This window comes from Nonomuraea sp. NPDC049378 (assembly GCF_055586745.1).
In genome coordinates, this window is sequence record NZ_JBVJHP010000032.1 from 47,660 (window position 1) to 70,612 (window position 22,953).

24 protein-coding genes and 3 pseudogenes are annotated in these 22,953 nt (G+C 70.2%); 15 read left to right on the forward strand and 12 right to left on the reverse strand.

The genetic code is table 11. The features are described 5' to 3' along the window. Positions 1-15 precede the first annotated feature (15 nt). The 6 genes and pseudogenes from ACZ6SA_RS44370 to ACZ6SA_RS44395 all read left to right on the forward strand — a co-directional run. The gene (locus ACZ6SA_RS44370) at positions 16-963 is read left to right on the forward strand and encodes an RNA polymerase sigma factor (RefSeq protein ID WP_465835130.1); all 948 of its coding nucleotides are present in this window, start codon (positions 16-18) and stop codon (positions 961-963) included. Positions 964-1,075: 112 nt separating this feature from the next. Beyond that, a complete protein-coding gene (locus ACZ6SA_RS44375) occupies positions 1,076-1,492 on the forward strand; it encodes an SRPBCC family protein (protein ID WP_465835132.1) in 417 nt (138 codons plus the stop codon). Between the two features lie 153 nt (positions 1,493-1,645). After that, entirely contained in the window at positions 1,646-2,086 is a 441-nt protein-coding gene (locus tag ACZ6SA_RS44380; protein WP_465835194.1) for an MFS transporter, read from the forward strand. A 73-nt stretch (positions 2,087-2,159) separates the two neighbouring features. Next, positions 2,160-2,987: an alpha/beta fold hydrolase gene (locus ACZ6SA_RS44385; protein WP_465835134.1), complete on the forward strand. Its 828-nt coding sequence runs from the start codon at positions 2,160-2,162 to the stop codon at positions 2,985-2,987. Between the two features lie 31 nt (positions 2,988-3,018). Further along, a complete protein-coding gene (locus ACZ6SA_RS44390) occupies positions 3,019-3,777 on the forward strand; it encodes an AraC family transcriptional regulator (RefSeq protein ID WP_465835136.1) in 759 nt (252 codons plus the stop codon). 274 nt (positions 3,778-4,051) lie between these two features. Further along, positions 4,052-4,195, forward strand: a pseudogene (locus ACZ6SA_RS44395) (IS982 family transposase); the annotation flags it as partial. A 352-nt stretch (positions 4,196-4,547) separates the two neighbouring features. Here the strand turns inward: ACZ6SA_RS44395 and ACZ6SA_RS44400 are convergent. Beyond that, a complete protein-coding gene (locus ACZ6SA_RS44400; RefSeq protein WP_465835138.1) occupies positions 4,548-5,777 on the reverse strand; it encodes a hypothetical protein in 1,230 nt (409 codons plus the stop codon). 222 nt (positions 5,778-5,999) lie between these two features. Here ACZ6SA_RS44400 and ACZ6SA_RS44405 point away from each other — a divergent pair, with 222 nt between their 5' ends. Then, complete coding sequence (locus ACZ6SA_RS44405; protein ID WP_465835196.1) at positions 6,000-7,004, forward strand: DUF4158 domain-containing protein; 1,005 nt, start codon at positions 6,000-6,002, stop codon at positions 7,002-7,004. Positions 7,005-7,132: 128 nt separating this feature from the next. On the opposite strand, the gene ACZ6SA_RS44410 is transcribed toward ACZ6SA_RS44405, so the two are convergent. Then, the gene (locus tag ACZ6SA_RS44410) at positions 7,133-7,972 is read right to left on the reverse strand and encodes an NAD(P)H-binding protein (RefSeq protein ID WP_347648287.1); all 840 of its coding nucleotides are present in this window, start codon (positions 7,970-7,972) and stop codon (positions 7,133-7,135) included. A 255-nt stretch (positions 7,973-8,227) separates the two neighbouring features. Here ACZ6SA_RS44410 and ACZ6SA_RS44415 point away from each other — a divergent pair, with 255 nt between their 5' ends. The 3 genes from ACZ6SA_RS44415 (at position 8,228) to ACZ6SA_RS44425 (ending at position 11,278) form a co-directional block, all read left to right on the forward strand. Further along, complete coding sequence (locus tag ACZ6SA_RS44415) at positions 8,228-8,491, forward strand: sigma factor-like helix-turn-helix DNA-binding protein (RefSeq protein WP_465835140.1); 264 nt, start codon at positions 8,228-8,230, stop codon at positions 8,489-8,491. Between the two features lie 446 nt (positions 8,492-8,937). Next, positions 8,938-9,900: an NADP-dependent oxidoreductase gene (locus ACZ6SA_RS44420; RefSeq protein WP_347648289.1), complete on the forward strand. Its 963-nt coding sequence runs from the start codon at positions 8,938-8,940 to the stop codon at positions 9,898-9,900. Positions 9,901-10,171: 271 nt separating this feature from the next. Further along, positions 10,172-11,278: a tyrosine-type recombinase/integrase gene (locus tag ACZ6SA_RS44425; RefSeq protein ID WP_465835143.1), complete on the forward strand. Its 1,107-nt coding sequence runs from the start codon at positions 10,172-10,174 to the stop codon at positions 11,276-11,278. Positions 11,279-11,486: 208 nt separating this feature from the next. Here ACZ6SA_RS44425 and ACZ6SA_RS44430 read toward each other — a convergent pair whose 3' ends face one another. The 3 genes from ACZ6SA_RS44430 to ACZ6SA_RS44440 are packed head-to-tail and all read right to left on the reverse strand — an operon-like array spanning position 11,487 to position 16,213. After that, complete coding sequence (locus ACZ6SA_RS44430; RefSeq protein ID WP_465835145.1) at positions 11,487-14,465, reverse strand: CHAT domain-containing protein; 2,979 nt, start codon at positions 14,463-14,465, stop codon at positions 11,487-11,489. After that, positions 14,368-15,930, reverse strand: a complete 1,563-nt coding sequence (locus ACZ6SA_RS44435; RefSeq protein ID WP_465835147.1) for a CATRA conflict system CASPASE/TPR repeat-associated protein — start codon at positions 15,928-15,930, stop codon at positions 14,368-14,370. The genes ACZ6SA_RS44430 and ACZ6SA_RS44435 overlap by 98 nt, the downstream gene beginning before the upstream one ends. Beyond that, positions 15,896-16,213, reverse strand: coding sequence for a CATRA system-associated protein (locus ACZ6SA_RS44440; protein WP_465835149.1), 318 nt, complete (start codon positions 16,211-16,213; stop codon positions 15,896-15,898). Before ACZ6SA_RS44440 ends, ACZ6SA_RS44435 begins: the two co-directional genes overlap by 35 nt. Positions 16,214-16,240: 27 nt before the next feature. On the opposite strand from ACZ6SA_RS44440, the gene ACZ6SA_RS44445 reads away from it, so the two are divergent. Next, a complete protein-coding gene (locus tag ACZ6SA_RS44445) occupies positions 16,241-16,591 on the forward strand; it encodes a YnfA family protein (RefSeq protein ID WP_465835151.1) in 351 nt (116 codons plus the stop codon). A 12-nt stretch (positions 16,592-16,603) separates the two neighbouring features. Here ACZ6SA_RS44445 and ACZ6SA_RS44450 read toward each other — a convergent pair whose 3' ends face one another. Then, positions 16,604-16,996 carry a nuclear transport factor 2 family protein gene (locus ACZ6SA_RS44450; RefSeq protein WP_347648495.1) on the reverse strand — a complete coding sequence of 131 codons (393 nt, stop codon included), beginning with the start codon at positions 16,994-16,996 and terminating at the stop codon, positions 16,604-16,606. Positions 16,997-17,352: 356 nt separating this feature from the next. On the opposite strand from ACZ6SA_RS44450, the pseudogene ACZ6SA_RS44455 reads away from it, so the two are divergent. After that, positions 17,353-17,631, forward strand: a pseudogene (locus tag ACZ6SA_RS44455) (MFS transporter); the annotation flags it as partial. Between the two features lie 13 nt (positions 17,632-17,644). Continuing rightward, a pseudogene (locus ACZ6SA_RS44460) lies at positions 17,645-17,773 on the forward strand (ABC transporter ATP-binding protein); the annotation flags it as partial. Positions 17,774-17,822: 49 nt separating this feature from the next. On the opposite strand, the gene ACZ6SA_RS44465 reads toward ACZ6SA_RS44460, so the two are convergent. Further along, positions 17,823-18,794, reverse strand: coding sequence for a helix-turn-helix domain-containing protein (locus tag ACZ6SA_RS44465; RefSeq protein ID WP_465835153.1), 972 nt, complete (start codon positions 18,792-18,794; stop codon positions 17,823-17,825). A gap of 71 nt (positions 18,795-18,865) precedes the next feature. Here ACZ6SA_RS44465 and ACZ6SA_RS44470 point away from each other — a divergent pair, with 71 nt between their 5' ends. Further along, positions 18,866-19,207, forward strand: coding sequence for a cupin domain-containing protein (locus tag ACZ6SA_RS44470; protein ID WP_347648497.1), 342 nt, complete (start codon positions 18,866-18,868; stop codon positions 19,205-19,207). Positions 19,208-19,714: 507 nt separating this feature from the next. Here ACZ6SA_RS44470 and ACZ6SA_RS44475 read toward each other — a convergent pair. The 5 genes from ACZ6SA_RS44475 to ACZ6SA_RS44495 form a co-directional block, all read right to left on the reverse strand. After that, entirely contained in the window at positions 19,715-20,077 is a 363-nt protein-coding gene (locus tag ACZ6SA_RS44475) for a YbaB/EbfC family nucleoid-associated protein (RefSeq protein ID WP_465835156.1), read from the reverse strand. Positions 20,078-20,145: 68 nt separating this feature from the next. Next, positions 20,146-20,601, reverse strand: a complete 456-nt coding sequence (locus tag ACZ6SA_RS44480; RefSeq protein ID WP_347648499.1) for a nuclear transport factor 2 family protein — start codon at positions 20,599-20,601, stop codon at positions 20,146-20,148. Positions 20,602-20,638: 37 nt separating this feature from the next. Then, a complete protein-coding gene (locus ACZ6SA_RS44485; RefSeq protein ID WP_465835158.1) occupies positions 20,639-20,830 on the reverse strand; it encodes a ferredoxin in 192 nt (63 codons plus the stop codon). Next, complete coding sequence (locus tag ACZ6SA_RS44490; protein ID WP_347648501.1) at positions 20,830-21,738, reverse strand: pyridoxamine 5'-phosphate oxidase family protein; 909 nt, start codon at positions 21,736-21,738, stop codon at positions 20,830-20,832. The genes ACZ6SA_RS44485 and ACZ6SA_RS44490 overlap by 1 nt, the downstream gene beginning before the upstream one ends. 29 nt (positions 21,739-21,767) lie before the next feature. Then, a complete protein-coding gene (locus ACZ6SA_RS44495) occupies positions 21,768-22,220 on the reverse strand; it encodes a VOC family protein (RefSeq protein ID WP_465835161.1) in 453 nt (150 codons plus the stop codon). Positions 22,221-22,319: 99 nt separating this feature from the next. On the opposite strand from ACZ6SA_RS44495, the gene ACZ6SA_RS44500 reads away from it, so the two are divergent. Beyond that, positions 22,320-22,913 carry a CGNR zinc finger domain-containing protein gene (locus ACZ6SA_RS44500; RefSeq protein WP_465835163.1) on the forward strand — a complete coding sequence of 198 codons (594 nt, stop codon included), beginning with the start codon at positions 22,320-22,322 and terminating at the stop codon, positions 22,911-22,913. Positions 22,914-22,953 lie beyond the last annotated feature (40 nt).

The window sequence follows — 22,953 nt, forward strand, 5'->3', positions numbered from 1 at the left end:
TTGCGGCAGCTTGCTGTGCTGGAGCGGGCTGCGATCGAGCCGTCGGCTGAGGAGATTCCTGACGAGCGGTTGCGGCTGATCTTCACGTGCTGCCATCCCGCGCTGCCGTTCCCTGCCCGGGTCGCCCTGACGCTACGGACGCTGGCGGGGCTGAGCACGGGTGAGATCGCCAAGGCGTTCCTGACCGCCGAACCGGCGATGGCGCAACGCCTGGTGCGTGCCAAGCGCAAGATCGCCGAGGCCGGGATACCGTACCGGGTTCCACCGGCGGAGCTCCTGCCGCAGCGGCTGACAGCCGTTCTCGCGGTGCTGTACCTGATCTTCAACGAGGGCTACGACGAAGAAGACGGGCGCAGGGCACTGGCCGCTGAGGGGATCCACCTGGCCCGGATGCTGGTCCGTCTGATGCCGGCCGAGCCTGAGGCGCGCGGCCTGTTGGCATTGATGTTGCTGCTGGAGGCCCGCCGCGCGCATCGCACCGACGACGGCGTGCTGGTCACGTTGGAGAACCAGGACCGATCCCAGTGGGATCGCGCGCTGATCGCCGAAGGCCTTACGGCGCTTGACGAAGCGTTGGCCGTGCGGCGCTGTGGGCCGTATCAGGTACAGGCCGCTATTTCCGCCTGTCACGCCACGGCGCCCGACGCCGCGGCCACCGACTGGCCGCAGATCGCCGCCCTCTATGCGGAGCTCATGCGGTTGGCGCCATCTCCCGTGGTGGACCTCAACCGCGCCGTGGCGGTCGCGATGTCCGACGGCATCCCCGCCGGGCTCGCCCTCGTCGACGAGCTCACCGAGTCCGGCAAGCTCGATGGCTATTACCTGCTGCCCGCGACACGGGCCGATCTTCTCCGCCGGGTCGGCCGCCTCGCCGAGGCCGCGACGTCCTACGAGGAGGCGCTGAAACTGGCGCCGACCGACGCCGAACGTCGCTATCTGACGGGTCGTCTTTCCGAGCTCTGACCAGCACAAAGGCCATCGCGGCCGAATTTTCGACGTTTCTTCCCGGTTGATGTCGATCCCGGGCGGCCTCCTTCGTCGGTGGGGCGAAACCACCCAAGAGAGAGGCAAGGACATGCCGGACACCGAGTACCTGACCGCCACCATGACCGTCGACCGGACGCCGGAGCAGATCTTCGAGGCCGTTACAGACGTCCGCGGCTGGTGGAGCGAGAACCTCATCGGCCACTCTGCCGCCCTGCACGACGAGTTCGTCTTCACCGACGACAGCGAATACGCCGGTGAGACCGTCCGGGCCAAGAAGGGCTTCCGTTTCGCCCGGTTTCAGATCACCGAGTTCGTGCCCGGCAGGCGGGTGGTCTGGCACGTCGTGGACTCCGACAACACCGGCCTCGACGACCGTGACGAGTGGACCGGCACCAACGTCATCTTCGACATCACCACCGACGCGCAGGGCACGACGCTGCATTTCACGCACGAAGGCCTCACCGCGGCCGAATCCGCCTGCTTCGAAGCGTGCTCGCGCGCCTAGACCTTCTTCATCACCACGAGCCTGCCGCAGCTGCTCACCACCGGCGCCGGCCGGCCCATTGCGAGCTACCGCCGGTGAACCGCCGCGAACTGAAAGACACCGAACCCCTGTCTCACACACACAGAGCTCCGTGGAAACCGCCACTAAGTCAGCATCAGCCAAGGCGCTTTGCCGTGGGTGATCGTCGCCTACGGTCCGCTGCTCGGCGGATTCCTCCTCGTCGGTGGCCGGATGACCGACCTGCTAGGACGACGCCGCGTCTTGCTCGCCAGGCTCGGCTTGTTCACCGCCGCGTCGCTGGTGGCGGGCGTGGCGCAGCACGCCGCCGTGCTGATCGCGGCGCGCGGGCTCCAGGGGTTGGGCGGTGCACTCATCGCACCGGCGGTCTTGTCGCTGCTGGCTGTCACCTTCCGGGAAGGGCGGGAACGCATTCGGGCTCTCGGCATCGCCGGAGCCATGGGCGGAGTAGCCGGAACGGCGGGCGTGCGGCCGCTACGCCGGCTTCTGGAACATCTCCATGGCTCCCGCCGCGCGGGAATGAGCCCGCCGGGCCCGTGTTCCGGCCTTGGGACCTCGGTACGGCCGTTATGGTGATGGCCGCCGGTCTTCGACTGCGCGGGAACATATGTCCAAGACTGGCGGCGGGCCGCGCGTGCATATTCTCCGCATGAGTGAATACGACATTGAACGTTCGCACGGGCTGCACGTGGTCCATGGCGGCCCGCGGCAGGCGCCACCGTTGTTGCTCATCCACGGGTCGGGGGCCTCGGGCGGTTTCTGGGGTCCGGTGGTCCCGGCGTTGGCCGGTCACCATCACGTCATCCGGGTCGACCTCCCGGGCTGCGGCCAGTCCCCGCCCGCGCCGTCGTATGACGTGCCCGCGCAGGCGGGTCAGGTGGCGGCGCTGCTGGACAACCTCGGCCTTCGTCACGTCGCCGTGGCCGGGCACTCCAGCGGCGGCTACGTCGCCACCGCGCTGGCCGAGCAACGTCCCGACCTCGTGGGTTCGCTCGCACTGATCAGTAGCGGCCCGAGTCCGGATGCGCTCCTCCGGCAGCCGTTCATCCTTCGGGTGCTGCTGGCCCCGCCGCTGGGCCCGCTCCTGTGGCCGAGGCGTTCGGACGCGATGATCCGCAAGGGGATCAGCGCGACGGCCGTTCGCCCCGTGGACCTCCCGGACGACGTGGTCGCCGACGTGCGGGGCATCACCTACCGCGTGATGAGGACGGTGCTGCGCCAGAACACCGCCTACATCGCCGAACGGAGCGTGCCCGAGCGGCTCGCCGCCCTCGGGGTCCCCGTGCAAGTGATCTTCGGTGCTGCCGATCCCCGTTGGGAGCCGTCGTCGGCGCGCCGATACGACGCGGTGCCGGGCGCGCGGGTCGAGCTGCTACCCGGTGTCGGGCACCTACCCATGCTGGAAGCGCCCGAGACGACCGGCAAACTGCTGCTGGACTTCACGGCGGCGGAGCCGACGACGACCCGTGATCCCTGATGCCTAGACTGGCCATGTGTTGCCTGCCGGAATGCCATCTGACCAGGCGTGGGTGGACATCGCAGTCCCACGCCCGTCGGTTCGGCTGCCGGGGGTCAGCATGGCCGGGTTCTGCCATCGTGCCCCGGCCTCGGTGGACATCTCCATGATCGCCTACCCGTCCGTCACCCTGTTCGTCGATCTGGGCGAGGGAGAAGGTGTCGTCTACGAAGCCCCTGGCCGGCACGAGCGCGGCAGCGTCGTCGCCGGGCTACTCCCCGGCGATCTCCAGGCAACTGGCCGGGGAGCCGGACAGTTGCTCCAGATCCGGCTGGATCCGGACGAACGCTTCACGATAGCGGTGGACATCCTAGGTCGGCGGCTGGGCGACCACTCGCCGGTCGACCCCCAGGTCGCCCACGCCTGGCGGCGGACGCTGTCCAGCCGGGGCCGGGTGCGGGTCGACGGCCTGGCGGACGAGGTCGGCTGGAGCCGCAAGCGCCTGTGGTCCCGCTTCCGGTCCCAGCTCGGCATCACCCCCAAACGCGCCGCCCGGCTGGTGCGCTTCGACCACGCCGCCCACCTTCTCGCGGCGGGTCACTCCGCCGCCCGCGTAGCCGCCGAGAACGGCTACGTCGACCAGTCCCACCTCCACCGCGAGGTCGCGACGTTCGCCGGGCTCACGCCCACGGCCCTGGCGGTCGCGCCGTGGCTCGCGGTCGACGACGTCGCATGGCCGGCTTCATCGCCCGCCGGCGCAGCACGCCTCCCTGCGATGAGCCACACGCGCAAAGCTCCCGCCTCGGAATGACCCTCCCACACCGGCCATCATCACCCCCATGGCCGCCGACCAGAACTCCCGGCTCTTCCGCTCGATCTCCGCGGTTCACCCTGACAGCAGCGTCGCCTCCAGGGCCGAGATCAGGCGCTGAGACGACTCCTCGCTCAGGGTGCCGCGGAGCGGTTCGCCGGGCTCGCTCCAGCCATTCCACCCGGCGGAGGCTGCGTCGCTGGCCGGTCAGCTCTTCACCGTCGCGACCCTTTCAAGATCATCCCAATGTGGGTTCTGGGCTTGTGCGGGCTGTTACCTGACAGGCCAATCCGGCTACGACAAACGCCCGCACAGGGCCCTGCCCCTCCTCAAACGAGCGATCCGAGCCCTGGCGCAAGACACAGCCTGCGGACCAACTCCATGTGGGTCGCCGACTCCCACCCCCCGTCGAGTGGATCCGACCCCGCCCTCCGCCCGGCCGTCTCCGACCCGAACACGATCAAGCAGAAACCCCACCCAGCCACATTCACCGCTCCGAAACGATCATCAACCGCAATCGCGATCGATCACTCCGCTACCTGGCGGCTGGGGACACGTTCGGGAGTGGAAGGCCGGTTCAGGCTGCCTCCGGCTTCGTCCCACCGCTACGACGGTAGAACGACGAGGTCTTTCACCTCCGTACGGACGATCAGCGCCTCGTGGCGCACTGGGGCTCATGACACGATTCTTGCCGGCACCCCTGCAAGCGCTCATCGGCCTGCTCTCGGGCATTGGCCACCAGGTCGCCGTTGCCAGGCGACCCCTACGCTTCAAGATCGCGAAGCGTCGCTGGAGTCCAGCTGGCCCGCACGCAGCTCGGCCGCCACCGCGCGTTCCCGCAACTGCGCCGCCTCCGCACGCGCCGCGTCCAGTTCGGCCCGCACATCCTCCAGCCGTACCCGCTCCAGCCGCAGCTCCCCCCGCAACCGGTCGCGCTCCTTGACCGCCGCGTCGGCCCGCGACTTCTCCCGCGCGGCCAGCTTGTGCTCCCGGGACAGCGCGGCCGCCGACTCGTCCTGGAGCGCCGCCGTCTTCGCGGTCAGCCGCTCCACCTCACCGGCGGCCTGCGCCGCCTCCTGGAGCGCGACCGCACGGTCCAGCTCGGCGGCGGCTGCGGCCCGCTCCGCCTTGACGGCCCGCTCCACGGCCCGATCGCGCTCCTGCGCCGCCGCCTCCTCCCGGGCCCTGGCGCCGACCGCCGCACGTTCGGCCTGCTCGCGAGCACGCACGGCCGCCGCCGTCTCTTCCCTCGCGCGGTCTCGCTCCGTCCGTGCCTGGCCGGCGGCCTGCTCAGCGCGTACGGCGTGCGCCCGCGCCTCAGCGATCTGCCCTTCGGCCAACTCCACCCGCTCCGCGAGCTCGCGCACGGCCTGACCTCTGGCTTCCTCGGCCAGCTCCACCTGGTGAGCCGCCTCTGTGGCCTGCCGTTCGGCCAGCTCAGCGCGCCGCTGCGCCTCCTCGGCCGACTGCAGCGCCTGCCTTTCCGTACTGGCCGCCTCGCGCAGCGCCGCCAGCGCCTGCTCGCGGGCCCGTTCGGCATCCGCCAGCGCGGTGTCGCGCTCGTGCTCCGCCTCCTCCAGCCGCGACCGCATCTCGGCCGTCTGCCGGCGAGCGTGCTCGGTGGCCTCACGCGCCAGCCGTACCTGCTCGAACGCCTGCTCCCGTTCCGTGCGCGCGATCGCCACCCGCGTGTGCGCCTCCGCCTGCACGGCACTCAGCTTCGCCTCGACCCCCGCCGGGCTCAGCTCGTCGGCCAGCGCCCGGGCCAGTGGCTCGATGGCCGCCGCCAGCCCGCTCTCCATGCGGTCGTACAGCTGCTCGGCCCTGGCCAGCGCACCCTCGAGCCCTGGCGTGGCCCGCCGCAACTCCCGCTCGCGCTTGGCGGCGGCCTGGCAGTCCTTCTCCGGACAGTACGCCCGTGGCCGGCCTCTCCCCTGCCGCTGCTCGATCGCCGCCCCGCAGTGCTTGCACGGCGTAACCAGATTGCTCTCTTGCGTCACTGCGGCAGTCTAGCATTTTCTATTTTCTAGAAATTCCAAATCAGGAAATCATCTCTCTTGCGCTTGAGCATGGCGTCCTCAACTTGCGAGAAGGCAGGATTCCCGCAAGTTATGCATGCCGGCCGGAGGCGGGATCCGGGGTTGAGGAACCTGCGGACAGCCGTTGGCGGTACCCGCCAGTAACTTAGCTGGCCGTTTCAGCAGATCGTCCTGCGATTGTTTTTGTCTGATGAGCAGAGGACGGCGTACTCGGCGTTCGGGGAGATGCCGTCGCTGCCGGACCTGGAGAAGTTCTTCTTCCTGGATGCCTTCGACCGGGAAGTGATCGCGCGCTCGCGCCAGGATTCGCATCGCCTCGGCGTAGCGGTCCAGATCGGGACGGTCCTGCACAAGGGCTTGTTCCTGGAGGACCCCCTGGAGGTGCCATGGCCGGTGGTGGACTACCTGGCCGAACAGTTGGAAATCGGGGATCCGTCGCAGGTGAAACGGTATGGAGAGCGGCCCAAGACGGTATACGAGCACGCGTGGATGATCCGAGCCGCCTACGGCTACCACGACTTCGACGATCGTGAGTCGTGGCAGGCGCGGGTGTTGGCGAAGCGGTTCCGGACGTTCCTGCACGGCCGGGCGTGGACACACGCCGAAGGGCCAACGGCGCTGTTCGATCAGTCGGTGGCATGGCTTCGCCGGCACCGAGTGCTGCTACCGGGGGTGACGGTGCTGGAGAGGCCGGTCGGCTCGGTGCGCGAGCGGGCCGATGAGCGCCTGTATGCGACTGTCGCACGCCAGGCGGAGCGCGCCGAGCAGGGGTTGCCGCGGGCACTGTCGGGCCTGCTGGTGGTTCCCGAGGGGGCGCGGATCTCGGAGCTGGAGCGGCTGCGGCAGGCGCCCAAGCGGCAGTCGGGCACGGAGATGGCCAAGGCGCTCAAGCGGGTGGACGACATCGCGGCGTTCCGGCTGGGGCGGGTGCGGGTGGACAAGGTGCCGGTCCGGCGGATGAGGACGCTCGCCAAGTACGGGGCGGGTACCAAGGCGCCGCTGCTGGCCCGGCTCGGCGAGATCCCCGACCTGCCCGACGGCGAGGGCACGGTGGAGAGGAAGAGGGCGTGTAGAGCTTTGGCTTTGTGGCGGCTGTCACCCCTCCCGGATCCGGCGAATCGTCCGCGGCGGGCGGCCTGGCTGCGCGATTGCGGCCCTCTGCCGGTCTTTCAGAGGATGTGGGGATGAGCGAGGACAGGCACCCGGCCTTCGACACGTCGTCGACGAGCTGGACAAAGGCGAGCAGGAGGTGGGAGTCGTCATCGTCGAGCTCGTCCTCGGGACGTGCGCGGAGGCCGGCAGGTGCCGCCTATCCGTCAGGCCGACGCCGCGCCGAAGGCGGCGGCGTGGTCGGCGACCCACTGTGCGTAGGTGAAGGGCGGTCGGCCGGTGACCTGTTCGACCGTCGGCAGGACCTCCGTGGGCTTGCCGACTCTCGCTGTGAGCAAGTTGACGTAATCGTCGATCCCCGGGGCAGGCATGCCGGCGCGGGCCATCTCGTCCCGGAACCAGTCCTCGGACTGCTCTTCCCACCGCAACGGCCGCCCGATGGTCTCCGCGATGACGCGCACGCGGTCGATCTGGGTCAGCGACTGCGGTCCGGTCACCGAGTACCCCTCGCCGGCACGCCCATCGAGGAGGCTGCGGACGGCGACCGCGGCGATGTCGCGCGGGTCGATCGGGGCCGTCTCGGCGTCGCCGTAGCGTCCGCGTACGACATCGCCCTCGATGATCTGGGGCGCCCAGACCAGGTCGTTGGTCGTGAGCCCGTCGGGCCGCACGAAGGTCCACGCCAACCCGGACGCTTCGACGGATCGTTCGAGCCGCAGGTGCACCTCGCCGACCCAGCCGGGCTCGGGCCACGTGACGGACACCGAGGACAGCATCACGACATGCCGAAGGCCGGCTCGCTTGGCCACGTCGAGGAATCCGTCGATCCCCTGGAGAACGGGGAACAGGAAGGCCCGCTCGATGCCGGACAGTGCCTCAGACAGCGTTTCCGGCTGGGCCAGGTCGCCGGTCACGACCTGGACCTGGTCAGGGAACGCATGGCCGCTGGGGTTGCGGGTCATGACGCGGACCTTCTCACCCTCCTCCAGGAGTTGGCGGACGACGTGGGAACCGACGTTTCCGGTGGCACCGGTTACCAGGATCATGGTGGGGATCTCCTTTAGTTTCTTGGTTTCTTTGAGCCGGGGGCCGGGCGGTGACGATCGCGTCACTCGACCAGCCGTCCGGTGGATTCGAGGTCAGCGGTAAGTTCCACGAGGCGTGTGGATCGTTTGCGCGGCGTCCTGACAACCATGAGACGCCGGCGACCCGATCCCTGTGACATTGCGGTCTCCCATCAGACGCACGCCGAACGGTTACCTCGGCACCTTCGGTCGCGTCATGACCATGAGGAGGACGCGGTGCTCGCCGAGTCGGTCGGGCTGGCACTGCTGGTGGTGCTCGACACCCTCACGCCCACCGAACGGCTGGCGTTCGTCCTGCATGACATGTTCGCGGTGCCCTTCGGCGAGATCGGCGAGATCATCGGCCGGTCCGCCGACGCGACCAAGATGCTCACCAGCCGGGCCCGCCGGAAGGTGCAGGGCACACCGCGGCCGGAGGAGGAGGCGCGGCGGCAGCGCGCCGTGGTCGACCGCTCGAGGTCCTCGGTGCCGTGGGCCTGATCCTGCCCGCCTTGCTCGGCATCGCGCCGGTACTGGTACCACTGGCGGCCAGCGCCTGACGCTGCTCATGACCGGCGCCGCCGCGATCCGCTCCTGCGGGCGGGCGCGCTTGCCGAAGGGCAGCGACAGGGCAGGGCGTGCTCGATGAGCTTCTGTGCGCCCTGGTCGGCGACATGACCGGGCGGCTGCGGTGAAGGTAGCCAGGGATGACCACGAGCAGCGCTGGCTGAAGAGCGCCGTCGAACGGCTGACGCGACTCAGTCGATCCCTTCCGAAAAGGGTCAATGCGCCCGAGATCGCGAAATGTCCACGGGAGCGTCTGGCTCCTCGCACCAATCAACATGCATTACATGCCTGAGAAAGATCATCTCCTCTGACCTGCGAGAAGAGTCCAAGAGCCCAACGATGGGCTGCGCACTCATTCCCGCTTTCACTACGGTTCTCCCATGAGCGAAGACACGACGACGGCGCGGATGCGCGCGATCATTCAGGAGTCCGCGGGCGGCCCCGAGGTGCTGACGCTGGCCGAGGTTGACCGTCCTGAGCCGATGCCGACGGAGGTCCTGGTGCGGGTGCACGCGGCCGGCGTCAACCCCACGGACTGGAAGTCACGGACGGTCGGCAGGCTGCTGGGCGACCCGCCCGCCGTCCTCGGCTGGGACGTGTCCGGGGTAGTCGAGGCCGTGGGCCTCGGAGTCACCCGCTTCCGGCCGGGTGACGAGGTCTTCGGCATGCCCCGCTTCCCGCACAAGGCGGGCGGCTACGCGGAGTACGTGACCGCCCCGTCGCGGCACTTCACCCGTAAACCGGTTGGCCTCGACCACGTGCACGCCGCGGCGCTGCCGCTGGCGGCGCTCACCGCGTGGCAGGTCCTGCACGACACCGCGAACGTGCAGCCGGGCCAGCGCGTGTTGATCCATGCCGCGGCCGGCGGGGTCGGCCACCTGGCCGTGCAGCTCGCCAAGCATCTCGGCGCGTACGTGATCGGTACCGCACGTGGGTCCAAGCACGCCTTCGTACATGCGCTGGGCGCCGACGAGGTGATCGACTACACCGAGGAGGACTTCGCCGAGACGGTCCGCGACGTTGACCTGGTCATCGACAGCATCGGCGGCGACTACGGGGCGCGTTCCCTGCAGACGTTGCGGAACGGCGGCACTCTTGCCCAGCTCAACCCGGAGCCTGACGAGGACCTTCTTCGCCAGGCCGGGGAGCGCGGCATCTGGGCGGGCTTCGTCCTCGTCGAGCCGGACAACGCCGCGATGGCGACGATCGCCGAGCTGGTCGAGGCGGGACGGCTGGGTGTCGAGGTCGACACCGTCCTGCCGTTCGAGCAGGCGGCCAAGGCACATGAGCTCGGCGAGACCAACCGAACCACCGGAAAGATCGTGCTCACTGTCGCCGGATGACCGGCCGCGGAACACCGCCCACTGGGTTGCCGGCTTCGAGCTGCGGATGGGATGCGGGTGTCACGTTTGCCCGCCGACCCTTAATCAGTTTCCTGGTCCCCATCGCCGCCCGCAGCGTCTGATGACGGCCACGCTGATGTACGTGCTAATTGGCTGTTATCACGTACATCAGCGCCGAACGATCACGGTCGAGCTGGGGATCCGTCTCGGCGGCCGATGCGCGACTCGGGCACGTTATCCGGTACATCGCGCCCGCGTCGGGTAGCGACCGGTGAGCGCGGCCGCCAGCCGGAAGGTCACCGCGCTGCGCGGCGGCGGCGTCACCCTCGCCGAGGCTGCCGACGAGTTCCTCGGCACACACCGGGCCGCCAACCCCAACACCCACCGCGCCTACGCCTCGGCGATCGACCGGACCATCGCGCACATCGGCGGCGGCTCCCGCCGCCTGGGCGAGGTCGCCGACGCCGAGATCGGCGACGCCCTCGCCTCCCTATGGGGTGGGTGCGCGCCGTCGACGTGGAACCGCAACCGGGCCGCCGTCTCCTCTTGGCTGGCGTGGTGCTCCACGAAGAAGCGGTGGGCGGCCCCGTCGGTCCCGGCAGAGGCCGAACGGCGCCGCGAGAACGTCGACCACACCAAAGCCGTGGCCAAGACCAAGCTGGAACGGCTGCTGTCACGCCGAGACATCCCGCTGCGCGGCAAGACGCTCTACCGGATGTTGTACGAGAGCGCCGCCCGCGCCGCCGAAATCCTCTCCCTCAACGTCCAGGACCTGGACCTGGAGAACCGAAAGGCGCCGCTGACCTCCAAAGGCGGTGACACCGAATGGGTCTACTGGGACGCGGGCACCGCTCGTCTCCTACCCCGCCTCCTGCGGCTTCCCGACGGCCACCCGGACGGACCTGTCCGTACTCGAGGGCCGCTCTTCCTCGCCGACCGTGGCCCCGTTCCCGCCAGGCGGCCCGGGCCCGAGCACATTTGCCCGCACACCGGCCGTCCCCGTCTCGGCTACGACCGCCTCCGCGTTCTCATGGACAAACACCTCGGCCTGGATCCTCACCAGCTCCGGCATTCAGCCGCCACCCATCTCGGCGAGGCCAAGGTGCCGCTGCAGCTCATCATGCCCAAGACACGCACAAGAACCCGCGCACCGCCATGCGCTGCACCCGCCCAGGCAGCGAAGCCGTTGCCGAGATCACCGCCATCCTCGGCCCGCCCAAACGCAGCCACTAACGGGCCCCAGCCAGGTCTTCATCCACCTCGCCGTTCCCCCCGGTATCAACCCCCGCCGAAGCGTCCAGCTAAGTTACTCGCGGGTACCGCCAATGGCTGTCCGCAGGTGCCTCAACCCCGAACACGCCGGCCCCGGTACAGGTGATCCCGCCCCTACCACCGATGTCACCGATCGGCCCGTCCGTCATCCGACCGAAGTCCCACCTCCGACGGCCCCAAGCCGGGCGACGCACCGCCATCCGGCCCCGCATAACGCGGACGGCAGCCGTGCGTCATGGCCATCCGCTCCCGAAGGTGTTCCCAGCCCAAAGTAGGTCGTGACCGGGTTGCGGCTTGCGCTGAGGGGGGTCGGCTCAGATGCCCAGGTGGACGTGGCTCGCCCAAGCCCGCGGCGCCTGGCGATAACACTTCCGGGCCCGCCGTACCGCGTCGTGGAGAGCGAAGGCGGCCCGGTCCGGCCGCAGGCCGCGGGCGTCGGAGCAAGAACGGTAGAAGTCCATGGCGATCTCGGCAGCGATGGTGTCGGCGACCGGCCACAATGTGCCCACCACCTGTGCATAGCCCGCCACCTGGAAGGCAGCGGACAGATGGATGGCCTCGTCTGCGAGCCCGGTCCGCACCTTTGCCGTACTGCAGGCCGACAAGTAGGCGAAGCGCGCGGCCTCCATGCCGCGCAGTCGGGTGACGTCGCGCAGGCTCAGCTTCTGGCTACCGCCGAGGCGGATGCCGCTCGACGCGGGCAGGCCCAGGTGCGCGGTGGCATGGGCGGCGACGTGCACTGCGCCGTAGCGTGGTAGTTCCTCGTGCAGGGGGCGCTCCAGACCGGCCCGGTGGGCGTTGCCGACGAGTTGGATGATCGCTTCGGCCTCGTCTCGCATCGCCGGCAACCTGTCCTCGTCGTCGTCCTGAGGCGTAACCACGAGCAGTTTCGCGGCGGCGCCCGACCTGGAACGGGCGGGCGCGAGCGAGCGCAGGGAGGGCATGTAGGACGAGACCATCCGGTCGAGGAGGTTGTCACCGTGCTTGCGGTGCTGGCCGGCCGCGTGCAGGGGCATGGAGGCGAGCAGTCCCACCGGGCTCCACCAGATCCTTTCGACTTCGCACTGGGCGACGATGGGCTCCGCGATGGTCTCCCAGAGCCAGGCCAGCAGTTCGATCGTCTTCTCGTCGTCCTCCTGACCGTCGCCAGCCAGGAACCGGGCCCAGCGCGCGACGTCGCCGGAGCTCAAATCAGGGAGAGGGACGGTCGTAGGCTCCCCGGTGCGGCCGAGGAGGATCGCCTGGCCATGGCTGGAGCCGTCAGCGTCGTCGCCCACGCACGAGACGATGACCGTCGTGCCGCCCAGGCGCTCCTGGAGCCGATTAAGAGAGGGGGGCCGGAACGGGTTGCCCTCGTCGTCGTCGTCCTTCGCCTCGGCAATCAGCTGCTCGAAACGAGCCGCGGCCTCCCTCCGGGACTCCACCGCCTTAAGCCGCGTCCCGTGGCCGGAGTCCCAAGGGGGCTGCTCGGTCAGCGTGTCCAGCACCTGCGCGAACTCGTCGGCGAGCCTCGTCGGGGTGCGCAGGCCGAGCAGATCCCCTAGGATCACGCCGCGGGTCTGCTCCAGGAGTTCGACGGCCTCGCCGACGCGTCCGGCGGTGGTCGCGAGCAGCACGGCCTCCGTGGCCAGCCCGAAGTGGTTTTCCAGGCGGCGGGCCCGCGCGTCGAGCGGGGCGGCCCGGGGCGCGGTCGCCGGAAGCAGATCGACCGCGGCCCTGATCGCGTCGAGGGCGAGCCTGTGCTCCCCGATCCTGAAGTGGGCGTAGGCCTGGAGGCGACGGCACTCCAGCCGGGCGGCCGGGGGCGAGCCGGAAGCCTCGGCCCCGGAGATGAGGATGTCCACGATCTCGTGGTGGGGAGCGTCGTGCAGCAGGAGATGGGAGAGGAGGCAGGCGTGATCGGCATACCCCTGGTGTTCCGGTGAGAGCGCCTCGTACGTCTGGCGTGCCAGCCTGAGCGCCTCGGCTCGAGCGGCCTTCCGGTCGTCAGCCGATGCGGCCACCTTGGCGTAGGATGCCAGCGCGTGGCACAGCAACCCGGGCAGCAGCTGCGTACGGATCTCCCGCGCTGCCGGGGTGTCCTCGGCAGGCGCGAGGGCCAACGCTCTACGTCCCGCGTCGACGACCCCGCGAAGGACGTCCGCCCGGTTCGTCGTGTCGACGCGCAGGCGCAGCACTTGGGCGAGCCAGGCTAGAGCTTGCCCCTTCTCGTACGGGTCGGAGGCCGCGTGGGCGACGGACTCCTCGGCCGCCTTCACACACGGGTCGATGAGCCCGGGGTCGCGTTCTACCACGTAGCGTGCGTAGAACACGCGGGAGTAGTAGTGCTGGGCGGCCGCGTAGAGAGGGCCGGTCGACGGCGCGTCCTGCAGCATGGCCTGCGCGGCGCGCGTCGCCTCCGTCAGGATCAGTTCGTCGTCGGTGTGTTCCAGCATCTGGAAGAGGGCCTCCAGATGGGCGACGTGGCAGCCGGAACGCGCCCCGGGCGGCGCACCGGCCGTGGCCGCGAGACCGCCTTGCGCGGCCTCCACCGCTTTGCGCAACAACTGCGGATCCTGCTCGGCGCGCGCGAGGGCGCGCAGCGCGACCGAGAAGCCACGCAGGAGTTCGCCGAGGGCCGGCTGGTGCTCCGGCACGCAGGCGATCGCCTCTTTGAGGAAATCGACGGCGGTTCTCAGGGCGTCGGCATGGTGCCCTTCCGTGCCGCGGAGCATGTGAAGCTCGCCGAGCAGGTGCAGCGCCCTGACACGGACCATCCCCTCGGCGACCTGGAGCGCGTCGTGGGCGAGCCTGATGGCCTGCGCGCAGGCGTCAAGCTGGCGGCCGCACCGGTAACGCGTCGCCTGGAGCTCGGCTTCCATCAGCCGCACCCGGGCGTCGTGCGGAGCGGCGCGCCGCAGCGCGGCCATGTGCGTGTCGGCCTGAGACAGCGGTTCCTCGTCCCCGGTGAAGGAGTGCAGGGCAAGGAGTCGTTGCGCCTGCTCGCCGTGGGCGGCCATCCGGGCGGGCGGCGGCAGGAGTTCGATGAGCGCGTCGCCGAGAGCAACGGCCTCCTCCAGCCAGAAGTGTTCGCCCCGGGCGTGGGCCACGACGGTCAGGGCGTAAGCGAGCGCGCGCAGTGCCGCCGCCCTGCCCGGCCCTCGGCTTGACGCGAGCGCGGCTCTGCCGTGGGCGACGGCCTCGTCGAGCAAGCCGTCACTGCCTCCCCGGCTGCCCGCTTCGGCCGCCGCCGTCAGCAGCACGCACAGCGCCGTGCGAAGCTCGGGGGGCAGGCTCTCCGCCGATGTCCTCACGCTTTCGGCCAGCTCCATCGCTTCGGCGAGAGCGGCGGGGTGACCGCTTCTGGCCAACTGCTCGATGCGCGCGCCAAGCTCGACCAGGTTCATGGCTCTCGGTTGCGTTCTTGTCTCGGCTCACGTACAGCAAAGACACGACGAGGGTGACGGCGGACACGCCAGCCGAGACGAGAAGCGACACCCTCACAGGCGCCGCGCCCACTCCGGCCATGTGCGCGACGACCGAGCAGACCAGCCACGCGAGCGCCGCGCCCACCGAGGCGACGATCAGCGAGATCACCGCGCCGGCGGCCCGGCTGCCGTTCCGCTTCCAGAGCGTCAGCGTGGCGAAGAGCAGGGCCAGCGTGCCGAGCAGGGCGATCACCGGCGGCTGGATCGAACCGGCAAGCGGCACCTTGTAGGCGAACGCCTGAACGGCCGTCAGCGTCATGAGCATCGTGCCGGTCATGGCTGTCTGCAGGAGAGTGAGCCGCTCCTCGCGCTCGCGCGCATGCTCCTGCGTGACCTGGGTCAGTTCGGCCAGGCTGGTGGCGACGCGCTCGCGGATCGCCTCGGTGAAGTGACGGTCGTCGGCCAGGCGGGTGAGCAGGTCGCCGGCCAGGCCGAGGTCGGCCTTCAGCAGTGCTTCAGTGATGGGTGCTCCGCCGTGCCGCCTGAGGTTGTCGGACGCGATCTCCACCGAGCGTTCCATCTCGCGCAGCCGTATCGACGTCTGAAGCAGGTGGTGGGGCCCGGTGAGGAGCTGCGCCAGGTCCGCGCGGATGCCGATCAATGCCTGGTGGTCATCCTTCTGGCGGGTGCGTTCCGCGATCAGGGACTCCGCCCGGGAGAACAAGCCCGCGATCCCCTGATCGGCCTCCTCCCTGAGCCGCAGCAGGTGCCGTACCTTCGCCGCCTGTAACAGGTAGAGGGCGAACGGGGCGGGCGCGTCGCCCCCGCCCCACAACCACGCCTCCGACCGCTTCCGCCGGCTGGCGGTGGTGGCGCACAGAATCGTGCGAGTCCGGCCGGTCGGGGGAACCGGCTTCTCCTTGAAGACGGTGTGCGCGCGGCCGCCCGGCCACCTCGCCGGCCTCACCGCCACGTGCAGGCGAGCCTCTCCCATCGCCCAGGGTGCGTCACCGAGGGCCCGCGCCCACGTCGCCTCCAGTTGGTCGCCGGGCGCGAGCGCCACCGACAAGAGGTAGGTGTCGTGGAGCCGGTGGAGGACAGCCTCGGTGACATCCGCCGCCCGGCGGGGGTCGCGCCGCGCGGCCACCACGCCTTCCGTGGTACCGGGCCCGAGGTCGCTGGGTAGCTGAAGGGGGATCGTCCCGATCGGGGCGGTCATGCCCAGCCCGGAGCCGCACCGCTCCCACAGACCCCGTAGGTGCGCTGCTGCCTGCTCGGCGTGGGCCAGCACGAACAGGTGGACGATCAGCGAGTGTTCAGCCATCGGCACCGGGTTGCGCGGGCGGCTCAAACTCCACGGGGAACTCGGTCATGATCCGGTTCAGCCGCTCCGTGATCATCGGCGGCGGCGGGACCTCCGGGGCGTCGCCGACGCTGCGGCGGACCCTCACCGGCGACAGGAGCTTGAGCCTGGCCAGCAGGGTGGTCTGGTCCTGTCCCCGTTGCAGGCCGTCGAGGACGACTGCGACCTCAGCCCATTGATCCGGGCTCAGTTTCCACTGCCGCACTTGACCGAGCAAGCGCGCGACCTCTTGATACATCCACTCACCCATCAGCGAGCCTGAATGATCCACTGTTGTGATCGTATGCTCTCGTCTGCAATGCGACGTGATTTCTCGGCAACCCTGCGGAACACGCCTGAGAGCTTCGGTTCGGCTGCGTGGTGGAGCCTACACCGAGCGTCGGAATTAGAAGATGCAACGACACCCTCTTACTGGGCCCCGCAAGCCCTCTCGAGAACCGGACGGACTGGGCTCTACGGGTTCGTCGCCACGCTCCAGCCGGATGCGAACTTCGGCCGCATCCTGGCCGCCTACGGCGGTGTCTTCGTCGCCGGGTCCCTGGCCAGGGGCATGGTCATCGACGGTTTCCGGCCCGACCGGCGGGACGTCGTCGGCGCCTTGATCTGCCTGGCCGGAGTCGCCGTGATCATGTACGCGCCGCGCGGCTGAGCGGCCGGATCGCTACGGTCCTGCCGGGCCCGCGTGGGCGGCCAGGATGCGCCAGCCGTGTTCGTCCGTGTGAACCCAGGTCCGGGTGTAGCTCATCCGCCCGGCGAAGGGCTGGCCGGCGAAGGTGCCCTCCAGCGTGCCGAGGAAGCACGTGACGCCGGTACGCCCCTCGACGATCACGGTGAGATCCTCCTGGACGAGCTTCGTCATGACCTGGGTACGCGAGCGGTGGTTGTGCAGGTCGGCTCCCTTGGCTTCCGTGTGGCACCGGCCGTCCGGCGGGCCGGTGAAGACGAGCCGCTCGTCGAGCAGCCGGTCCAGCTCCTCGACGTCACCGGCGAGTTGCGCCGCCTGAAGTCGCCGCTCTGCCTCGTGTAGCTCATCGGTGAGGGTGCGGTCGGTCATGAAGAGTCCTCCTCCGGACGGGATGTGCTTGATGGGCGGGCATGGTCAGCCGTAGCGCCTGCGCCAGGTACAGGTTGCACAGCACCGCGGCGCGGGTCGCGCGGGTGACGCCCGCGGGCAGCCACAGCGCCCTGACGGGCGGCAGCACCCAGTACGCCTCGCCCACGCCGACGCTCAGGACGCCGCGCCGGGTCCGGGCGAGCTGGTGGTGGGTGTGGCTGTGCTGGGGGATCCAGTCCCCGAGGCGAGCGGGAACCGGACGACGATGGTCGCGCCGATGTCCTCCTGCGGCACAGTATGGCCCCATCGCGGATTGTGGCCAAATCGTGGCGAATCATAGCGTTGTCCGGGCGCCGATGACTGTGCTGTGCCTTGTCCAGTTCATGCTCGTGCTCGACGACACCGTCGTGAACGTGGCTCTGCCCAGCATCCGCGATGAGCTGGGCTTCAGCGTGTCCGGGCTGCCCTGGGTGGTCAACGCCTACTTCCTGGCGTTCGGCGGGCTGCTGTTGTTGTGCGGGAGGCTGGCCGATCTGCTGGGCCGCCGTCGTGTCTTCCTCGCCGACGTGGCGCTGTTCGGGGTGGCCAGCCTGGCGTGCGGGCTCGCGCAGGAGCCGTGGCAGCTCGTGATCGGGCGGTTCGTCCACGATGGTGCTGGCCGACCGCCTGATCGTCATCGAGGACGGCGCCATCGTCCAGCAGGGCGCCCCGGCCGAGGTGGCCCGCCATCCGCGTACCGACCACGTGGCCAGTCTGGTCGGGCTCAACCTGTATCGCGCGGCCAGATCGTCCGGATCGAGGACATCGCGGCCATGGTGACCCGAAGTTAGCCCGGAGTGCCGCGCGCATCGTTCTGGGAGAAGGAGCGCCTGTAGGCGGCGGGCGTGGTGCGTACCAGGGTGTGGAAGCGTCTGCGGAGGTTGGTGGCCGACGACAGGCCGACGCGGGCCGCGATCGTCTCCACGGAGAGTTCGGTCTCTTCCAGCAGCGTCCGCGCGGCGGCCACGCGCTGCTGGAGCAGCCATCGGCCGGGGCTGACGCCGAGCTGGTCGGCGAACCTGCGGGCGAGCGTCCGCGGCGCGACCCTGGCCCGCGCGGCGAGGTCGTCGACGGTGAGGGGTTCGTGCAGCCGCTCGGCGGCCCAGTCGAGGACGGGGGCCAGGGAGTGCGGCGGGCGGTCGGCGGCGGCCACGGCGCTGTATTGCAGTTGCCCGCCTTCGCGGTGCGGGGGCATGACCATGTGCCGGGCGACGTGCGTGGCGTAGGCGGCGCCGTGGTCGGCGCGGGCCAGGTGCAGGCACAGGTCGATGCCCGCGGCGGTGCCCGCGCTGGTGGCGACGTCGCCCAGGTCGACGTAGAGCGTGTCGGGCTCCACCAGCACGTCGGGGAAGCGGGCGGCGAGTTCGCCGGCGAGCCGCCAATGGGTGGTCGCCCTGCGGTGGTCCAGCAGCCCGGCCTGGGCCAGGAGGAAGGCGCCCGAGCAGATCGCGATGATCCGGGCACCGCGCCGGTGGGCCCCGCGCACCGCGTCGAGCACGGCGGGCGGCGCGGTGTCCTGGCGGCGGTGCCAGCCGGGGACCACCACCGTGTCCGCCGTGCCGAGCGCCGTCAGGTCCTGGCCGACCAGCATGTCGTAGCCCGCCAGGGTCGGCACCGCGCCCGGCCGCTCGGCGCACACCGTGAACGCGTAGCGCCCCGGCAGGCCGGGCCGGGACAGGCCGAAGACCTCGGCGGCGCAGGCCAGCTCGAACGTGGACTGCGGCGGCAGGACCAACGCGGCCACCCGATGGACACCCATGGCAAGAAAGTACCCGAAAGCGTCAATCATGACACTGGGCTGGGGTGGACGTCCGCCCCGACGATGGGCGCATGACACACGATGCGCATGACGTCCAGATCTTGAACGTCGACGAGGTCGAACCCGTCGAGGTCGTCCCCGGGATCATCCGGCGGCGGCTGCCGGCCACCGAGTGGGCTCGCGGGTGGATGTACGACTTCGCCGCGGGCACCGAGTGGCCCGAGGTGGACGTGCACGAGGGCGAAGAGCGCTACTACGTGATCTCGGGTGAGTTCATCGACCGGGGGCAGCGGCTCGGGCCCGGCAGCTATGTCGTGTTCGCCCCGGGCAGCACGCACCGCCCGCGCACCGAGACGGGCGCCCGCATGCTGGGCATCAGCATCCTCGCCGGGCCCCGTCCCAGCACGTCCTAGAGCGCCGGTCACGTAACCTTGGCTGGATTCGTGATACCTCTTCCTGATCGCGTCTTCGGTCGGGGTCAGGGAGAGGATCCGTGATTCATGCGTCCCAGAGCGTGGCAGCCGCCGGTAGAGCCGTCCCGGGTCGAGCAGACCATCCTGAAGGCGTCAAAGGGCCAAGCTGTTCGTCTTCCTGCGCCTGCACCGGCATGAGCTGTTCGATGAGGCATTCGGGGCCTCCCCCATCGACGTGAACACCGATTTCAGGCGGCAGGTTTCAGGTTATCTGTCGTCTTCTCGTAGGCGATCGGGCTGAGCCGGCCGAGGCGGGAGTGCCGCCGGATCGAGTTGTAGCGGGTGATCCAGCGGAACACGGCCAGGCGCGCAGTCGCGTGAACGCGGGGTGTGGCTGGCGGCTGTCGTCCTGCCGCTGTTCTACGCGGCCTGGCAACTGGCCTGGGCGGCCGGACGGCGAGGCCGAGGGCACCGAACCCGTAGACACCCGCGCGGCCGGGGTGATCTTCAAGGCCGCCCCGTCCGGTCGCCGTCACTGTCCAGCACGGTGCCCGCGATGAACGGCGCCACCAGGTCACCCGCCTCTCGCTCGGCTTCCTGGGCGGCCTTGCCCGCGGCTTCGAGGACCGCAGCGGCCAGCTCCTCGGAGCCGAGCCGCATGGCGCGCGGGTCGATGGTGAGCCCGCGCAGCGCTCCACCCTGCGTCACCTCGGCCACCACCTTGCCCTGCGCCGCCTCGCCCAGGCCTCTGATGTCGGCTATCTGCCCGCTCAGCCGCTCGATCGCGGCCACGTCCTGCTGAAAGCGGTCACGCAACCGGCCCAGCCCCTCGTCGCCACCTGTGCTGAACGGTTCGACCGGTGATGTCATCCCATCTCCTGACTAGTGTGATCACCACTTTACGTGGTCAACCAGCCGGAAATATGGGCTATTTCCGGTCAGGCGAGCGGGATGAGCAATCCCCGTTCGTCCTCCTGGCGCGGGCCGAGGATCCGGCGCTGCTCCGCGGTGATCGACAGGTCGTTGATGCTGGCCTCACGCCGCCGCATCAGGCCGCCCTCGTCGAACTCCCACAGCTCATTGCCGTAGCTGCGCCACGATCGCCCGTCCGCATCGCGCCACTCGTACTGGAAGCGGACGGCGATGCGGTCGCCGGTGAAGGTCCAGAGTTCCTTGCGGAGCGCGTAGTCCAGCTCCTTGGCCCACTTGCGGGTCAGGAAGGCGACGATCTCCTCCCTGCCGGTGACCAGCTCGCCGCGGTTGCGCCAGACCGAGTCGGGCGTGTAGGCGAGGGCCACGCGGTGCGGGTCGCGGGTGTTCCAGGCGTCCTCGGCTGCCTGGACCTTGGCGCGGGCGGTCTCTTCTGTGAAGGGCGGAACGGGCGGGCGGATCATGCGTGCTCCTTGGTGTGCTGCTTCGGGGCGGCGGGGGTCAGTCCGCCTCTGGGAAGATCGCCTGGGCGGGGCAGGCGCGGGCGGCCTCTTCGACGGCGGGCCACGACACGTCGCCGGGCGTCGCGTCGTACACCAGCTCGTCATCGTCGTCGAGGCCGAACACCTCCGGGGCGGCGAACACGCACTGGGCGTGGGTCTGGCACAGGCTCATGTCGACGCGGACGCGCATCAGCCTCTCCTCTCGGTGGCCGGAGCCGGGTTGAACCTGGAGAACTTGCCGAACGACCAGCGCTGCGGGAACCCTCCGGTGATCTGGACGGCCCGCTCGACGTCGAAGTCGACCAGCCGCTGGGCGCCGGGCACCGCGGCGGCCCTGCCGGGGTCCCAGTCGACGTGGGCGCGGCCGGTCAACTGCAGCGTCGCGCCGTTCTCCCAGTCGAGGAACAGCAGGCCGCAGCGGGGTTCGAGCGCGAGGTTGCCCAGCGTCATGAACATGGAGTTGCCGGCGTAGTCGGGCCAGGTGAGCCGCCTGCCGCCGGTCACGGTGACGAAGCCGGGGTTGCCGCCGCGATGCGAGGCGTCGGCGCCCTGTCCGGCCGCGTAGGTGCCGGCGAAGAAGGTGTCGGCCGTGGCGACCCACCGCCGCTGGGCTTCGGTCAGCTCGCCGGTGACGACCGCCGCCCTGCTCGCCGCAAGCGTCTCGTCGGCATACGTACGAGTTTGCAGGTATTTCGGGCAGTTGGCGTACACCTGTTCGGTGCGGGTCACGAGCCGGTCGCCGTCCCTGACGGCCCGGCCGTTGACCCGCATCCGGCGGCGGCCTGCCGGTTCGATCACGATCATGCCGAGGTCCCGCTCGGTCTCGAACAGCCCGGCGAGCGGGTCGCCCCTGCCGGGCAGCCGGTCGGCGACGACGGTGCGGTCGTCCGGGGCGGTCAGGAAGCCGGGCGGGCCGGTGATCAGCCCGGCCCAGGCCGCGCCGGCGTCGTCGGCGGTCGCGATCACCGCCAGGCGCTGCTGGCGGAGGAAGTCCGCGGCGACCGGCGGGATCGCCCCGCCGACGCCCGCCGATCCCCATCCGCCGGTGGTCAGACCGGCCCGGCGCTGCACCGCGTGTTCGCCGTCGTGGAGCACCATCGGCTCCTCTCCTTACTGGGGGTCGTCTGTCAGAAGAAGCCGCACGTCGGAGCGCCCTGCGTCGGAGCGGGGGCGGTGTCGGCGCCGGTCGGGGCGTAGATCTCCAGGCGGATGCCGTCGGGGTCGGTGAAGAACACGCCGCCGGACGAGGCGCCCTCACCGTGCGGGACGACGCCGTCGTGAAGTGGCTCCGTGCCGAGACCGCGCAGGACGGCCTCGGCGCGGTGGACCGCCTCGATGTCGGGCGCCTCGAACGACAGGTGGTGCAGCCCCGGCCGGTCCACGGTGAACGTGCCGTCGCTCTGCTGCCACAGCGTGAGGATCAGGGTGTTGTCCCGGCCGAGGAAGGCGTAGCGCCGGTCGTCCTCCGCCCGCTCGGCGAAGACCTCGAACTCGAAGACCTGGCGGTAGAAGGCGACAGAACGGGCCAGATCGGTCACGTTCAGACCGACATGCCCGGTCCGCAAGGCCGGTGCGCTCATGAGGGACCTCCCATATTTCTAATGGTTAAATGCTCTTGCATCCGTGATAAGCATGGCGGAGGGTTCTTACGGTGTCAAGCGCCTGGTACCGTGAGAAACGTGGATGTGGCTCACCTCACTGGCGGCGGTGCTCCCCAACTCGGCGAGCCCCTGCCCATCGAACTCGGCAACACCACCCATGCGGTGCGTGGCCGGGTCAGGGACGGCCTGCACACGGTCGAGCACCTCGCCGCGTGGCTGCGCGACATGCGCGACAGGCTCGCCGTCCCCCTCTCCGACGCCGACCTCCAGGACGTGACCGGCGACGACCTCCACCGGGCCAGGGAGCTGCGCGGCGTCATCCGCGCGCTCGCCGACGCGGCGGTCACCGGCCAGGACCCCGCCCCGGACACGGTCGCGACGCTCAACCGCCACGCCGGCAGCGTCCCGCGCTGGCACGAACTGCGTGTCGGCCCCGAGCCGCAGCTGGTCGTGCGCACCACCGGCCGCCCGGTCGCCGCCGCCGTCGCCGCACTGGCCGAGGACGCCGTCACCCTGTTCGCCGGGCCGGTCCGCCACGAGATCCGCGCCTGCCAGGCCCCCGGCTGCGTGCTGTACTTCGTCCGCGACAGCCCACGGCGCGAATGGTGCTCGGGCGGCTGCGGCAACCGGGCCCGAGCCGCCCGCCACTACGCCAAGAAACGGAACCGCTGACCGAGGCGGCAAAACGCCGGCACCGCGCGACCGCTGGGGG

What these genes read in the sequence shown, in the direction of transcription:
- ACZ6SA_RS44375 (WP_465835132.1), top strand. Translation starts at nt 1,076, where the DNA reads ATGCCGGACACCGAGTACCTGACCGCCACCATGACCGTCGACCGGACG.
- ACZ6SA_RS44385 (WP_465835134.1), top strand. Translation starts at nt 2,160, where the DNA reads ATGAGTGAATACGACATTGAACGTTCGCACGGGCTGCACGTGGTCCAT.
- ACZ6SA_RS44390 (WP_465835136.1), top strand. Translation starts at nt 3,019, where the DNA reads ATGCCATCTGACCAGGCGTGGGTGGACATCGCAGTCCCACGCCCGTCG.
- ACZ6SA_RS44410 (WP_347648287.1), bottom strand. Translation starts at nt 7,972, where the DNA reads ATGATCCTGGTAACCGGTGCCACCGGAAACGTCGGTTCCCACGTCGTC.
- ACZ6SA_RS44420 (WP_347648289.1), top strand. Translation starts at nt 8,938, where the DNA reads ATGAGCGAAGACACGACGACGGCGCGGATGCGCGCGATCATTCAGGAG.
- ACZ6SA_RS44445 (WP_465835151.1), top strand. Translation starts at nt 16,241, where the DNA reads ATGCGACGTGATTTCTCGGCAACCCTGCGGAACACGCCTGAGAGCTTC.
- ACZ6SA_RS44450 (WP_347648495.1), bottom strand. Translation starts at nt 16,996, where the DNA reads ATGACCGACCGCACCCTCACCGATGAGCTACACGAGGCAGAGCGGCGA.
- ACZ6SA_RS44465 (WP_465835153.1), bottom strand. Translation starts at nt 18,794, where the DNA reads ATGGGTGTCCATCGGGTGGCCGCGTTGGTCCTGCCGCCGCAGTCCACG.
- ACZ6SA_RS44470 (WP_347648497.1), top strand. Translation starts at nt 18,866, where the DNA reads ATGACACACGATGCGCATGACGTCCAGATCTTGAACGTCGACGAGGTC.
- ACZ6SA_RS44475 (WP_465835156.1), bottom strand. Translation starts at nt 20,077, where the DNA reads ATGACATCACCGGTCGAACCGTTCAGCACAGGTGGCGACGAGGGGCTG.
- ACZ6SA_RS44480 (WP_347648499.1), bottom strand. Translation starts at nt 20,601, where the DNA reads ATGATCCGCCCGCCCGTTCCGCCCTTCACAGAAGAGACCGCCCGCGCC.
- ACZ6SA_RS44485 (WP_465835158.1), bottom strand. Translation starts at nt 20,830, where the DNA reads ATGCGCGTCCGCGTCGACATGAGCCTGTGCCAGACCCACGCCCAGTGC.
- ACZ6SA_RS44490 (WP_347648501.1), bottom strand. Translation starts at nt 21,738, where the DNA reads ATGGTGCTCCACGACGGCGAACACGCGGTGCAGCGCCGGGCCGGTCTG.
- ACZ6SA_RS44495 (WP_465835161.1), bottom strand. Translation starts at nt 22,220, where the DNA reads ATGAGCGCACCGGCCTTGCGGACCGGGCATGTCGGTCTGAACGTGACC.